This window comes from Reyranella sp. (assembly GCF_017305915.1).
Taxonomy (GTDB): domain Bacteria; phylum Pseudomonadota; class Alphaproteobacteria; order Reyranellales; family Reyranellaceae; genus Reyranella.
In genome coordinates, this window is sequence record NZ_JAFKJN010000012.1 from 152306 (window position 1) to 166547 (window position 14242).

The 14242-nt window shown below is 68.4% G+C and carries 8 protein-coding genes; 4 read left to right on the plus strand and 4 right to left on the minus strand.

Going from position 1 to position 14242, the window contains the following annotated elements; all coding sequences use genetic code 11:
- The first annotated feature begins 18 nt into the window (after positions 1 to 18).
- The gene (gene leuS, locus J0J01_RS11040; protein WP_296380460.1) at positions 19 to 2622 is read left to right on the plus strand and encodes a leucine--tRNA ligase; all 2604 of its coding nucleotides are present in this window, start codon (positions 19 to 21) and stop codon (positions 2620 to 2622) included.
- A gap of 287 nt (positions 2623 to 2909) precedes the next feature.
- Here leuS and J0J01_RS11045 read toward each other — a convergent pair whose 3' ends face one another.
- Positions 2910 to 4712, minus strand: coding sequence for a tetratricopeptide repeat protein (locus J0J01_RS11045; protein ID WP_296380461.1), 1803 nt, complete (start codon positions 4710 to 4712; stop codon positions 2910 to 2912).
- A complete protein-coding gene (locus tag J0J01_RS11050; protein WP_296380462.1) occupies positions 4697 to 5938 on the minus strand; it encodes a hypothetical protein in 1242 nt (413 codons plus the stop codon). The genes J0J01_RS11045 and J0J01_RS11050 overlap by 16 nt, the downstream gene beginning before the upstream one ends.
- A 46-nt stretch (positions 5939 to 5984) precedes the next feature.
- Between J0J01_RS11050 and holA the strand changes: the two genes are divergently transcribed.
- Positions 5985 to 7010 carry a DNA polymerase III subunit delta gene (gene holA / locus J0J01_RS11055; protein WP_296380463.1) on the plus strand — a complete coding sequence of 342 codons (1026 nt, stop codon included), beginning with the start codon at positions 5985 to 5987 and terminating at the stop codon, positions 7008 to 7010.
- A 39-nt stretch (positions 7011 to 7049) separates the two neighbouring features.
- Here holA and J0J01_RS11060 read toward each other — a convergent pair whose 3' ends face one another.
- Positions 7050 to 7775, minus strand: a complete 726-nt coding sequence (locus J0J01_RS11060) for a response regulator (protein ID WP_296380465.1) — start codon at positions 7773 to 7775, stop codon at positions 7050 to 7052.
- 312 nt (positions 7776 to 8087) lie between these two features.
- Here J0J01_RS11060 and J0J01_RS11065 point away from each other — a divergent pair, with 312 nt between their 5' ends.
- Positions 8088 to 11825 carry a PAS-domain containing protein gene (locus tag J0J01_RS11065; protein ID WP_296380467.1) on the plus strand — a complete coding sequence of 1246 codons (3738 nt, stop codon included), beginning with the start codon at positions 8088 to 8090 and terminating at the stop codon, positions 11823 to 11825.
- Here the strand turns inward: J0J01_RS11065 and J0J01_RS11070 are convergent.
- Complete coding sequence (locus J0J01_RS11070) at positions 11812 to 13167, minus strand: MATE family efflux transporter (RefSeq protein ID WP_296380469.1); 1356 nt, start codon at positions 13165 to 13167, stop codon at positions 11812 to 11814. The genes J0J01_RS11065 and J0J01_RS11070 overlap by 14 nt on opposite strands.
- Before the next feature lie 300 nt (positions 13168 to 13467).
- Here J0J01_RS11070 and J0J01_RS11075 point away from each other — a divergent pair, with 300 nt between their 5' ends.
- A complete protein-coding gene (locus J0J01_RS11075) occupies positions 13468 to 13983 on the plus strand; it encodes a hypothetical protein (RefSeq protein ID WP_296380471.1) in 516 nt (171 codons plus the stop codon).
- Positions 13984 to 14242 lie beyond the last annotated feature (259 nt).

The window sequence follows — 14242 nt, forward strand, 5'->3', positions numbered from 1 at the left end:
TTTTTCGGGAGTCCCACCGTGTCGTCGTCCCAGGCGGCCCAGCCGCCGCGTTACAATTTCCGCGAGACCGAGGCCAAGTGGCAGCAGGCGTGGGAGGAGCGCCAGACCTTCCGCGCCCGGATGGATAAGGCGCGCCCCAAGTACTACGTGCTCGAGATGTTCCCGTACCCGTCGGGACGCATCCATATGGGCCACGTCCGCAACTACACCCAGGGTGACGTGGTCGCGCGCTACCGCCGCGCCAAGGGCTTCAACGTGCTGCATCCCATGGGCTGGGACGCCTTCGGCCTGCCGGCCGAGAACGCCGCGATGGAGAAGAAGGTCCATCCCAAGGAATGGACCTACGCCAACATCGCCACCATGAAGGGGCAGCTGAAGTCGATGGGCCTGTCCCTCGACTGGAGCCGCGAGCTCGCGACCTGCGATCCCGAGTACTACCGCCACGAGCAGAAGATGTTCCTCGATTTCTGGGAGGCGGGGCTCGCCTACCGGAGCGAGGCGTGGGTCAACTGGGATCCGGTCGACCAGACGGTGCTGGCCAACGAGCAGGTGATCGAGGGCAAGGGCTGGCGCACCGGCGCCGTCGTCGAGCGCCGCAAGCTGACGCAGTGGAACCTCAAGATCACCCACTTCGCCGACGAGCTGCTGGAGCGGCTGGCCACGCTCGACCGCTGGCCCGAGAAGGTGCGCCTGATGCAGGCCAACTGGATCGGCAAGAGCCGCGGCGCGCGCGTGTTCTGGACGCTGACCGATTCGGCCGGAGCTTCCCGCGGCAATCTCGAGATCTTCACCACCCGGCCCGACACGCTGTACGGCGCCTCGTTCGCCGCCCTGTCGGTCGACCATCCGATCGTCAGCGAGCTCGCCGCGAAAGACCCCGGCCTGCAGCGCTTCGTCGAGGAGTGCCACAAGACCGGCACCGCCGCGGCCGAGATCGAGACCGCCGAGAAACAGGGCTACAAGCTGCCGCTGCTCGCCAGGCATCCGCTGGTGCCGGGCGAGACGCTGCCGGTCTACGCCGCCAACTTCGTGCTGATGGAGTACGGCACCGGCGCGATCTTCGGCTGCCCGGGCCACGACGAGCGCGACCACGAGTTCGCGACCAAGTACGGCCTGCCGATCCTGCCGGTGGTGATGCCGAAGGACGCCGACGCCGCGTCGTTCAGCGTCGCCGAGGCGCCGTTCGTCGAGGACGGCGTGATCATCAACTCCGATTTCCTGAACGGCCTCGAGGTCGAGGACGCCAAGGCCAAGGTGATCGCGCGGCTCGAGGAAATGGGCGTCGGCAAGGGCACCGTCCAGTACCGCCTGCGCGACTGGCTGGTGTCGCGCCAGCGCTACTGGGGCTGCCCGATCCCGGCGATCCATTGCGACAGGTGCGGTGTCGTGCCGGTGCCGGAATCCGATCTGCCGGTGCGCCTGCCCGACGATGTCAGCTTCGACAAGCCGGGCAATCCGCTCGACCATCATCCGACGTGGAAGCATGTCGACTGCCCGACCTGCGGCGCGGCGGCGCGGCGCGAGACCGACACCTTCGACACCTTCATCGATTCGAGCTGGTACTTCGACCGCTTCACCTCGCCTCAACTGGAGACGGCGCCGTTCGATCGCGAGGAGAACCACTACTGGATGCCGGTCGACCAATATATCGGCGGCGTCGAGCACGCGATCCTGCACCTGCTCTATTCGCGCTTCTGGACGCGCGCCATGCGCGAGGTCCAGATGACCAGCCGCGACGAGCCGTTCGACGGCCTGTTCACCCAGGGCATGGTCTGCCACGAGACCTATCGCGCGAGCGACGGCACCTGGTTGACGCCGGAAGAGATCGAACGCACGCACGACGGCGGCGTGGTGCGCGCCTCCGACAAGACGCCGGTCGAGGTCGGCCGCTCCGAGAAGATGTCCAAGTCGAAGAAGAACGTCGTCGACCCGGACCAGATCATCCGCGACTTCGGCGCCGACACCGCGCGCTGGTTCATGCTCTCCGACAGCCCGCCCGAGCGCGATCTCGAATGGACCGAGGCCGGCGTCACCGGCGCCTGGCGCTTCCAGCAGCGGCTGCATCGCATCGCCACCGAAGCGATGGCCAGTCTGCCCCCGGTCGGCATGCCGAAGCCGGAGTCCATGCCGGAAACGGCGACGCAGTTGCGCCGCGCGGCGCACAAGACGATCGCCGGCATCTCGACCGACATCGAGGCCTTCCATTTCAACAAGGCGGTGGCGCGCCTCTACGAGCTCGCCAACGCGATCGGCAGCTTCGACGCCAGCGACGACGCGAGCCGCTGGGCGCTGCGCGAGACGCTGGAGATCTTCGTGCGCCTGATCGGCCCGATGACGCCGCATCTCGCCGAGGAGCTGTGGCAGGCCCTGGGCCACACCGGTCTGTTGGCCGATGCCGGCTGGCCCGCGGCCGAGGACGCGCTGCTGGTCGACGACACCGTCACGGTGGCGGTGCAGATGAACGGCAAGCTGCGCGGCACCATCCAGCTCGCCAAGGACGTCGCCAAGGACGTCGCCGAGCAGACCGCGCTGGCGATGCCCGAGGTCGTGCGCGGCCTCGACGGCAAGACGCCCAAGCGCGTGATCGTGGTGCCCAACCGCATCGTCAACGTAGTGGTCTAGCGCGCGCGCATAATCGGCGCGTCGGACAAAAACGGCAAAAACGGCAAAAACCGTCGCGCGTGGCGGCCGCTGACGAACGGCGATGAGGTCGAGCTTCTGCATGCGTTCGTGCAGATGATCACAACCGCGGCGGCAAACCTAATATGGGCAATGGCCGCGAGAAAAAGCCAAGAGTCATCGGCTTCGATTCGCGTTCCATTGCCCAGAATGACTTCGCCGCGCGGGAGTTATCCCCCGAGCACGATCTACCGGACGTAGCGCACGCCGACGTTGAGCCCGTGGCGCAGCTAGCCGATCGGGGGCACGTCGAAGCTGGCCGGCGGCTCGCCGCGCCGCAACCGCTCCATCATCTGCAGATAGGCCTGCTCGACATGCCGGCGATAGCGCTCGCTGTCGAACAAGGGCGCGGTCGGACGCTGGCGCGCGAGCTTCTGGCGCAGCGTGTCGAGCTGCCCGGGATCTCGCGCCAACTCGAGCGCGCGGGCTTCGTATGCCTCGAGCGATTCGGTGACCAGTTCCGGCAGTCCGACCGCCTGCAGGATGCTGGCGCTCACACGGGACACGAAGGGTTCGCCGCGCAGGGTAAGCAGCGGCAGGCCCGCCCACAGCGCATGGCTCGCCGTCGTGTGGGCGCCGTAAGGGTACGTGTCGATGAACAGGTCGGCGAGACGCAGGCGCGCCAGATGTTCGGCAAGGCCGATGCGGCGCGCGAAGACCAGGCGAGCGGGCGCCACGCCTCTCTGCTCCGCCGACTTCCTGAGGTTTCGGCAGGCGTCTTCGTGTTCGTAGCGCAACCACAGCACGCTACCCGGCACGGCGGCGAGAAGGCGCATCCAGGCGTCGAAGACCGGCGGGTTGATCTTGTAGGGAGAGCTGAACGAGCAGAAGACGAAGCCCTGTTCCGGCAAGCCTTCGTCCGCACGGCGCGGCGTCGTGTCGGCAATCGGCTGCGCGGTGTCGGTCGCCACCCACGTATCGGGCAGACGCACGACCTTCTCGCCATAGGTCGCCTCAAGCAGCCTGTCCGGAGTCGTCTCGGCGTCGGAGAAGACGTAATCCATCAACGATGCGCCCAGACCGAAGCCCTGGAAGTTGGCCTGGATCGGCGCGGGGCGGTAGGTCAGGATCTGCGCGCGGTTGCCGCCCGTGTACCCGACCAGGTCGACGAGGATGTCGATGCCCTCGCGCCGGATGAGCTGGGCAATCTCGAGGTCGGTCAGTTTCCGGACGTCGATGAAGCGATCGAACGCCGTTTCGAGGCGCCGCCTGATGTTGCTTCCGTCATCCTCGCCGTAGGACAGGGCGACCACCTCGAAGCGCGCCCGGTCGTGGCGTTCGAACAGGTGCACGAACATGTACGAGATCGGATGCTCGCGGAAATCGGACGACAGGTAGGCGACACGGATGCGCTCGTGCTCCGTCCGGGCGCCCCGCGGCAGCGGCCGAAGCGGGAATTTGCGCGCGGCATAGTCTTGCGTGCACCGCAGCTGCAGCGCCGGCGACAGCGAATGCCAAGTGAAGGTCACCGGGTCGTTCGGGCACTCGCCGCGGGCGGTGCGGGCAACGATCTCGGCGGACGTCTTGTCGTAGTCGGTCCAATCGCAGGCGTTCATGCGCGATTGAAGCAGGCTTCCGAGGGCCTGCGACTGATCGGGAGCCAGGGCCCACAGCCGGGCATAGGTCTCGGCCGCCGCGCTGAAGCGCCGCAGCGCATCGAGCAGGCCGGCGCGGTTGTTCAACGCCTCGCGATAGTCCGGCCTGAGCGCGAGCGCCCTGTCCAGGCTGGCCAGCGCCTCGTCCCGCCGGCCGATGTCGTAGAGCGCCATCGCCTGGTTGTTGAGGACGTCGGGACTGTCCGGTTGCAGCTTTAGGAGGCGGCCGAAAGCCTCGACCGCCGCCGCCGGATCGCGCTTGCGCAGGCAGATCACGCCCAACAGGTGCAGGGCCGGGACATGTTTGGGGTCCGTCCTCAGCGTCTTGCGGCAGAGGGCCTCGGCCTCGCCCAACCGTCCCTGACGGTAGACCGCGACCGCCTGTTGGAAGGTCGCCGTCGATTTGCTCGGAGCAGCCATGGTCAGGGCGACCCGCACTCGCGCGCCACGACCGGCGCGACGTAGCCCGCGAACCTGGCGGCGCCGGTGACGGAGAAGTGGCCTTCGTCGGAGAAGTCGGCGGTGCCGAAGGCCTCGATCGGCGCCGCGATCAGCGGATCGCCGAGCGATTGGGCGGTGCGCCCCAGGATCTCGTTGAAGCGCGCCTGCAATGGCCACACGTCCCGGTCGAGCACGTAGGGCAGCCAGCCATACTGCCCGGCGCCGCGCAGCCGGGCGCGGTTGAGCAGCTGGCCGACCCACAGGGTGCGCACGCCGCGCTCGCGGTTGATCGCCGAGATCGTCCGCACGTTGCGCTCGAAGTCGGCTTCGACGGCGGGATCGGAGCCGGGCTTGATGGTCCCGCTGAAGGTCGGCGCGTATTGCACCGTATCGACCAGCGCACTGACCAGGCGCGCCAGCACCGTGAGCAGCGGCGAGAAGGTGACCTTCGCGCCGCCGAAGCGGCGCACCTGCAGCGTGTCGATCTGCGACGGCAGATGGAAGTCGGCGTAGCCGGGATCGAGATGGTCGATGTGGGCGTTGCGGATGTCGTTCCAGCCGACGTAGTAGATCGCGCAGCGCGGCTGCTTGCCGAACTTGTCCTGGTAGAACGCGGTCTGCACCACGTGCTCCACGGTCGAGTACCCGGGCACGCCGTGATTGATCACCAGGAAGCGGTCGCCCAGCGCCTGCTGCAGTCGGTCGGCCCAGGTCTGGCCGTCGTTCACCGCCACGTCGTAGGTGCTGGAGCCGCCGACTGCCGCGACGATCGTGCGCTCGGCCAGCTCGCGCTCGGTCGGCTCGCGCCCGCGCGTGCCCTGCGAGGTGTGGTGCAGCTTCACGCCGCCGGCGGTCGTCAGGTCGAGCGAGGGGATCGGGACGACCTGCAGCAGCGGATGCCAGGCAAAGCGCACCGGATCGCTGACGTTCTGCGGCAACAAGGGCGTGGCGATGCCGAGGCCGAGATCGATCGTGGCCCATGCCAGCAGCACCATCGCCACCTTCGGCCAGCGCAGCAGCGCCAGCGCGACCAGCACCAGCCCGAGCAGATACCAGAAGTAGGTCGCGCGCTGGGTGCCGGGGAAGAGCCCGCCGATCTTCCACAGCATCCAGGCGGCGATCGCCATCGCCAGCAGCACGGCGAAGGCCAGCACGGCCAATAGCGTGCGCTCGAAACGGTAGGGCCGTGCCAGGCCGAAATGATCCAGAAGCAAGCGCCGCATCTGGTTCGTCTTAGAGCGATTTCGCCGAGGATGGTATAGAGCGGCGGTGAAAATCGAGCCCCGCCAGGTCGACGCCTTCCTGAAGAAGCCGGATCCGAAGATCCGCGGCGTGGTGATCCATGGCAATGACGACGGCCTGATCGCCGAGCGGGCGGCCCAGCTGGCGAAGACCGTGTGCGAGGACCTCAAGGACCCGTTCCGCGTGGTCGACATCGCCGGCGACGCGCTGAAGGGCGACCCGGCCAGGCTGGCCGACGAATTCGGCGCGATGTCGCTGATCGGCGGGCGGCGGGTGATCCGGGTGCGGCCGGCCGGCGAGGAATCGGCGGCGGCGCTGGAGAACCTGGCGCAGGCGGGTGCCGGCGATGCGCTGATCATCCTCGAAGGCGGCAACCTGACGCCGCGCTCGGGCCTGCGCAGCCTGGCCGAGACCGAGCCCAATCTGGCGGCGCTGCCGTGCTACGCCGACACGACGGAGGATCTCGAACGGCTGGTCGAGGGTGCCGCGCGCGCCGAGGGCTTCGTCGTGGAGGAGGATGCCCTCGCCTGGATGATCGATCGGCTGGGCGGCGACCGCGGCCAGAGCCGCAGCGAGATCGACAAGCTGCTGCTCTACAAGGCCGACGACGCGAGCAAGACCATCAGCCTCGGCGACGCCGCTGCGGTGCTGGGCGACACCTCGGCGATGGATATCGACGACGTGGTCGGCGCGACCTTCGACGGCGATCTCGTGACGCTCGACCGCGCGCTCGACCGGGTGTTCGCCGAAGGCGGCAACGCGGTGCAGCTGGTGCGCGCCCTGCAGCGCCATGCCGACCAGTTGCACCTCGTCTCCGGCCACGCCAGGGGCGGCAACATGGAAGCGGCGATGTTCAAGGCCCGCGGCCTGCCGCGCGGCGGCCCGGTGCGCCGGCGCTTCGAAGGCCATCTGCGCCGCTGGCCGCTGACGCGGCTCGGCCTGGCGCTGACGCGCATCCTCGACGCCGAGCTCGAGTGCAAGACGACCGGCCTCCCCGACCAGGCGATCGCGCGCCGGCTCTGCCTGTCGTTGGCTCGCGCGGCCGGGCGGTAAAGACTATCCCTCCCCATTCATAGGGGGAGGATGCCTTCTCTAATCGTCGGGCGGCACGAACATGTAGCCCGCGCCGCGGACGGTGCGGATCGATGTCGGCCGCGCCGGATCGACCTCGATCTTGCGACGGATTCGCAGGATGCGGATGTCGATCGCGCGGTCGAACGCCTCCATCTCGCGATGGCTGGTGGTCTCGAGCAGCCAATCGCGGCTGAGCGGCCGGTTGGGATTCTCGGCGAACAGCTTCAGCAATTCGAACTCGCCGGCACGCAGCGGAACTTCCTCGCCGCCGAGCGATGTCATGCGCCGGCCGACCAGGTCGAGCAGGCACCTGCCCATGCGGATGCGCTCGCCCGGCGTCGCCGCCTGCGCGCCGCCGGCGCGACGCAGCACCGCCTTGATGCGGGCGAGCAGCGCGCGCGCCTCGTAGGGCTTGGCGATGTAGTCGTCGGCGCCGGTCTCGAGGCCGACCACCTGGTCGACGGTGTCGTCGCTCGCCGTCACCATGATGATGCCCATGCGCTTGCTGCGCTCGCGCAGGTAACGCGCCAGGGAGAATCCGTCCTCGCCGCCGGGCAGTCGCAGGTCGAGCAGCACCAGAGCGGGCGGATCCTTCTCAACCAGCTTGCGCAACGCCGCGCCTGATTCGACTCCGGACGCGCGATAACCCTTGTCGTCCAGGAAATCCACCAGGGTTTCCCGTTGAAACTGTTCGTCCTCGACCACGATGACGTGCGGGCGGGGATCTTTCGGCTTGGCGGCCATGGCTCATCCTGCCGGGGCCGAGCGACAACCTCAAGAATACGCTCTAAGCCCCTGCACAAAAAAGACGGCGCCCGAAGGCGCCGTCTGTACGGCCGGAGGTGTTGGGAGGTCCGGGCCGTGAGCGTTGGTGGTGTGAGGCCAACGCTTGGGGAGGAATGACGGGAAGCGTTTTAGCGCCGGCCGGTTTCTCGCCAATTGCGCCGATCGAGCAAATTGGTTTCGTCGGTAATGTTGATACCGCCGACGTTACCAACGAAACAATTCAGGTGCCCCACGTTACCTCTGGGAATCCGGGTTGTGGGACGATAGGCGATGGACGCCAGTCTCCAGATTTCGCCGCCCGATCCGGCGCGAGTCGACCGGGTGCTGACGGCGCGGCTGCTCGGCGGCCACACGCCGCTACGGCTGTTTTCCCTCACCGTCTGGGTGGTGTTCAGCATCGCCTATTGGGGCCTCGCCCCGTGGTGGATGATCGCCGGCCCCGCCGCGCTGCATATCCTGGCGATCGTGGGCTTCGTCTGGCTGAGCTGGGCCTATCCGCGCAATCCGGACGCTCGTTCGAACGAGGCCTGGCGCTGGCTGTACATCTCGTGCGCGGCGATGACCGGCATCGCCTACGGCGGCGGCGGCGCGCTCTTGTTCCTTCTGCCCTATCCCGATCCGCGGGTGCTGATCGCTGCCTGCCTGGCGCTGACCGCGGCGCTGGCGCCGGGCCGCGTCTACGAGCCGCGCAGCTATCTCGCCTTCGCCGGCTTCGACTTGAGCCTGCTGGCGGTGGCGGCGTTCCTGTCGGACGACCCGCTGTCGCTGGCGATCGGCGCCGGAGCGCTGATCTACCTGACGGCGCTCCTGATGCAGAACGCCTTCCACGTCCGCAACCAGCGCGCCCAGGTGGCGCTGGTCATGGCCAACGAGAATCTCGCCCGCCTCAACGCCCTGGCCGAGGCCAAGGCGCGGCTGGCGCACGATGCCCTGAACGACGCGATCGAGAGCCTGCCGATCGCGATCTCGCTGTGGACCGACGATCGGCTGATCCTGTGCAACGAGGCCTATGCCGGCTACATGCAGCACGTGCCGGAGGCGATCACGCCCGGCGTCACCTTCCGCACCGCCGCCCATGCCGCGGCCTACAAGCTGCCCCATCCGATCGCGCCGCGCGGCCGCGAGGAGGAGTTCATCGCCCGCGCCATCGAGCTGCACCAGAGCAACGGCGAGGTGGCGGAATACAAGCTCGGCCCCGACCGCTGGATGCGCGGCCAGGCGCGACGCACCAAGGCGGGCAGCATCGTGGTCAGCCTGGTCGACATCTCCGAGGTCAAGCGCCGCGAGAAGGAGGCGACCGACACCCGCGCGGTGCTGCAGTCGGTGTTCGACAATCTCAGCGACGGCGTGCTGCTCTACGAGGCCGACGGCCGATGGGTCTACCAGAACCCGGCGATGGCCAAGCTGCACAACATGTCGAACGACCTGCTGGCGACGCTGCCGACCTTCGCCGACATCGTCCATTACCGCGCCATGCGCGGCGATTACGGGCCGGCCGACCAGCTGCCGGGCGGGCTGAACGGCTGGATCCAGAGCCGGGTCCGGCGCTTCTCCGAGGCGATCGACCAGCCGCCGGAGCGGCGGCGCACCACCACCGGCCGCACCGTCGAGGTGACCTACCGGCGGCTCAGCGACGGCCGCGTGCTCACCATCCACCGCGACATCACCGAAATCGTCGAGCAGGAGGCGCGGCTCGAGGCCGCCCGCGCCGAATCGGAGCAGACGCGCCAGACCCTGCAGCGGGTGCTCGACAACATGATCGACGGCGTGCTGCTGCTCGACAAGGACCTCCGCTCGGTCTTCGTCAACCGCCAGGTCGACGAGTTCCTGCGCCTGCCGCCCGAGGTCTCGGGCGCCGGCAAGTCGGGGGTCGACGTCATCCGCTTCCAGGCCCGGCGCGGCGACTTCGGCCCGGTCACCAACGAGCTCGAGATCGAGGCCAAGGTCGCCGAACGGATGGCGATCATGCGCAATCCCGGCGGCGCGCGCTACGAGCGGCGCACGATCTCGGGCCAGATCGTCGAGTTCAACTTCCGGCCGATCCCCGACGGCGGCATGCTGGCGATCTACCGCGACATCACCCAGCTCAAGGAGCAGCAGGAGGCGATCGAAGCGGCGCGCGCCCGTACCGAGGCGGCGCAGACCCTGCTCGACGACGCGATGTCGAGCCTCGACGGCGGCGTCGGCATCTGGGACGCCGACGAGCGGCTGATCCAGTGCAACGCGGCCTACCGCTTCGTCTGCCGCGACATCCCCGAGATCGTCGAGCCCGGCACCACGCTCGAGGTCGCGGCGCGCGCGGCGATGCGGGCGCAGTTCGAGCTGCTCGGCAAGCCGGTCGAGGAGCAGGAGGCCGATCGGCTGACCCAGCAGATCCTGGAGATCCATCGCCGCGGCGAGGGCGCGCTCGAGCTGCCCTACATGGAGCAGTCGTGGACCCGCATGACCTCGCGGCGCACCCGCTCGGGCGGCTTCGTGACCCTATTCTCAGACATCAGCGAGTTGCGCCATCGCCAGCGCGACCTCAGGCGCGAGCGCGACCTCGCCAAGGCGGCGCAGGACGAGGCCGAGGCCGCCAACCAGGCCAAATCGACCTTCCTCGCCACCATGAGCCACGAGATCAGGACGCCGATGAACGGCGTGATCGGCACCGCCGAGCTGCTCGAGCGCGAGCCGCTGATCGAGCGGCAGAAGCGCATGGTCGGCACCATCCGGAGCTCGGCGGCGGCGCTGATGCGCATCATCGACGACGTCCTCGACTTCTCCAAGATCGAGGCCGGCCGCATGGAGCTCGAGGAGGCGCCGTGCTCGCTGCGCGCGCTGATCCAGGGCGCCGCCGAGATGCTGACGGCGCAGGTCGAGAAGAAGGGGCTGAGGCTCACCACCGAGGTCGAGGCCGGCACGCCCGACTCCCTGTTGGCCGATGCGACGCGGCTGCATCAGGTCCTGTTCAACCTGATCGGCAATGCGGTGAAGTTCACCGAGGTCGGCAGCATCGCCGTGCGCGCCCGCGCGGTGGCGCAGGACGACGACACCGTCACCCTGGCGCTGAGCGTGCGCGACACCGGCATCGGCATGACGCCCGAGCAGCAGTCGCGGCTGTTCAAGCCGTTCTCGCAGGCCGACAGCTCGACGACGCGGCGCTACGGCGGCACCGGCCTCGGCCTGTCGATCGTGCGGCGGCTGGCCGAGCTGATGGACGGCGATGCCACGCTCGAGAGCGCGCCGGGCGAGGGCTCGACCTTCACCGTCACGGTCACCGTGCGGCGCGGCAGCGCCGGCGCCATCGCGGCCGACAAGGCGGAGACGCTCAGCCTGACCGCCGACGGCATCCGCGTGCTGGCGGTCGACGATTCGGAGATCAATCTCGAGGTGCTGGTCGGCCAGTTCGAGGTGCTGGGGCTGGCGCTCGACACGGCGACCAACGGCATCGAGGCGCTGACCCTGTGGCGCGAGCGCAGCCACGCGCTGGTGCTGACCGACATCCACATGCCCGACATGGACGGCTTCGAGCTGACCCGCCAGATGCGGGCCGACGAAAGCGCGCTCAACCGGCCGCGCACGCCGATCGTGGCGCTCACCGCCAATGCCCTGAAGGGCGAGGCCGAGCGCTGCCTCGACGCGGGCATGGACGACTACCTGACCAAGCCGCTGACCCTGGATCGCCTGCGCGAGGCGGTGGCGCGCTGGGCGATCGGCGACGCGACGCCTGCGATCGACCGCTCGGTGGTCGAGGGCATGTTCGGCGGCAATGCCGTGACGGTCGCCCGCGTGCTCGGCCGCTTCCGCGACGCCGGCGCCCGGCTGGTCGCCGAGATCGCGGCCGCCCGCCAGGACCGCGAGCAGCTCACCGAGCTCGCTCACAAGCTCAAGGGCGCCGCCCGCTCGGCCGGCGCCACGACCCTGGGCGATCTCGCGGCGACCGTCGAGAAGTCCGGCCGCGGCGACGACATCGAGGCCCTGCAGGCCGAATGGCGCCGGGTGGCCGCCGCCCTCAGCGCCGGGTGAGGGCATCGAAGCGGCGGCGGGTGATCACCAGCAGGCCGATCGCGAAGGCCACGAAGGCCACGGCGCTGGCGGCGAACAGGCCGAGCGGGCCGTCGCCGATCGACAGTGCCAGCCAGCCGCCGGCGACGGCGACGACGAGGCGCAGCAGCGCGAGCAGGAACGGGCCCACGACGGTGCCGAGACCGACCGTCGCGAAGTAGCAGGCGAGCGCGGCGCCGGTGAACGGGAACACCACCGCCTGGCAATGGAGATAGAGCACACCCAGCTCGCGCACCGCCGGATCGGTGGTGAACAGGCCCATCCAGCGCCCCGCGGCCAGGGCGATCGAGGTGAAGATCAGGCCGATCGCCGCCGCCACGGCCGCGCCGATCCAGGCGGCGCGCCGGGCGCGCTCGAACTCGCGCGCGCCGACCGCGGTCGCCACCATGGTGATCACCGCCGAGCCGAAGGCGAAGGTGATCGGGTACTGCAGCAGCTCCAGCCGTACCGCGGCGCCATAGCCCGCGACCGCCGCGCTGCCGAGGCTCGCGACCAGGCCCGCGACGAAGAACGTCGTGATCTGGAACATCAGCGCGCTCATCGCCGACAGCCCGCCGACGCGTAGGATCGCGACCGCTTCGTCGCGGCGCAGCCGCAGCGCCGCGGCCCGCAGACGCACCAGCGCCTGGCGCGACACCAGATGCAGCACCAGCACGATCGTGCCGACGGCATAGGCCGACAACGCGGCCAGCGCGGCGCCGAGGATGCCGAGCTGCGGGAAGGGACCCCAGCCGGTGATCAGCGCCGGCGACAGCGCGAGGTGGAACGCTTCGCCGATTGCAATAGAGAAAGCCGGCACAACCATGTTGCCGGCGCCGCGCGAGACGTTGGCCAGGACGTTCTGCAACCACACGAAGGCCGAGCCGCCGAACAGCACCGCGCCGTAGGCGATCGCCATCTCGAGCGCGCGTTCTTTCAGGCCCATCGCCGCGTAGAGCGCCGGCCCGAACGCCAGCAGCAGCGCCGTCGTCAGCACCGCGCCGACCAGCGCGATCGCGAGGCCGACGCCGGCCAGCGACTGCGCCCGGGCAGGGTCGCCGGCGCCGAGCGCGCGGCCGATCGCCGACGACACGCCCGAGCCGATGCCCGAAGCAGTCGCGGTCTGCAGCACCAGGAACAGCGGGAAGACGACCGCGACGCCGGCCAGCGCGTCGCTGCCCAGCCACGACACGAAGAGCGCATCGGCGGTCAGGAAGGTGATGCGCGCCGCCGCCTCGCCGATGTTGGGCGCGGCGAGCGTCAGCAGCAGCGGCAGGACCGGCGCTTCGAGGAGGCGTTGGGTACGCGCGGACAGGACGGACATGGCACTCTCCCCGACTGATGCGGAGAGAGTTGCGCCGGCGGACGCGCCGAGGCGATTACGCGGTCGGTAATCAATGAAATCGCCAGAGCGTGTGGCGCCCTTCAATGTCATTCCAAAAAACTCCCGGCCGCGGGCGCCAAGAGGCCGGTCAAGAAGACTGCAAATTCTTTCGTGGTTTGCAGCGACCGGGAGTCGATGAGTAACGTCGATGACTCGTTGTGGGCAGAGCAAGAAGGCATCATATGCACTCGACGATCAGCCGAGACTACGCTACGATTCGGTGGCGTCACAGAGAGATACATGGGCGACTCGCCAACGAAAAGCACACGGGAATTAGTCACGCTTCCAGCGGAATTGGCCAAGCGCATCGAGGCCTTTCGCGCGCGCGTGGGCCACATGTCGAAAAGCGACTCGCTCAAGCTGCTGATCGAGGGTGGTCTACGCAGGTATGACACTTGGGACGACCTGTTCGCGCGATGTCAGGAAGCAAGCCGTAGTGGTCAATCCCTCGGCGACATCATTATGCAGATTCTTGTCGACCATCCGCTTATCGCCAGCACAACTTTGGATTCGTCCTCCCTTTGCGCCTACCTCGTGAAGGACGATCCAGAGGAAACCGAGTTCCGATTTCGCTTCAGCCGTTCGTCAAACAGCTGGGCATGGGAATACCTAGCGGATGACTACAATCAGCGAGAATGGAGAGAGCGTGAGCGCCCTAAAGCGCCGCCATCTGACGATGACTTTAGTCCGCCGCCTGGTCCCCGCCGACCGGCGACGCGCAGTAAGGCTGAGCTGGATGACGACATTCCGTTTTGAGCACCCCACACAGACGACCCTAGAGAGGTGGTTGCCCGAAGTTTATTGAACCGCATTCAGAAGTTCCGGTCAGCGAATCGGACCTCCGGATACTCCAACTTGCCCGCGCTCTTCTGAGGCGGAGCGTAGAGCGCGCTCGCTCGCGGCCTTGCTACTGCCAGATACACCACCAAATGGGACACGACCCTGAATCCCGCCCTTGGTCTGGAGCATTCCATGTTCGATGACCGGCAAGGAGCCTTTCCCTGGGGCGGGCCCG

Excerpts from the sequence above, each read along its gene's own strand:
- J0J01_RS11065 (WP_296380467.1), top strand. The coding sequence starts at position 8,088 with ATGGACGCCAGTCTCCAGATTTCGCCGCCCGATCCGGCGCGAGTCGAC.
- J0J01_RS11060 (WP_296380465.1), bottom strand. The coding sequence starts at position 7,775 with ATGGCCGCCAAGCCGAAAGATCCCCGCCCGCACGTCATCGTGGTCGAG.
- J0J01_RS11070 (WP_296380469.1), bottom strand. The coding sequence starts at position 13,167 with ATGTCCGTCCTGTCCGCGCGTACCCAACGCCTCCTCGAAGCGCCGGTC.
- J0J01_RS11075 (WP_296380471.1), top strand. The coding sequence starts at position 13,468 with ATGGGCGACTCGCCAACGAAAAGCACACGGGAATTAGTCACGCTTCCA.
- J0J01_RS11050 (WP_296380462.1), bottom strand. The coding sequence starts at position 5,938 with ATGCGGCGCTTGCTTCTGGATCATTTCGGCCTGGCACGGCCCTACCGT.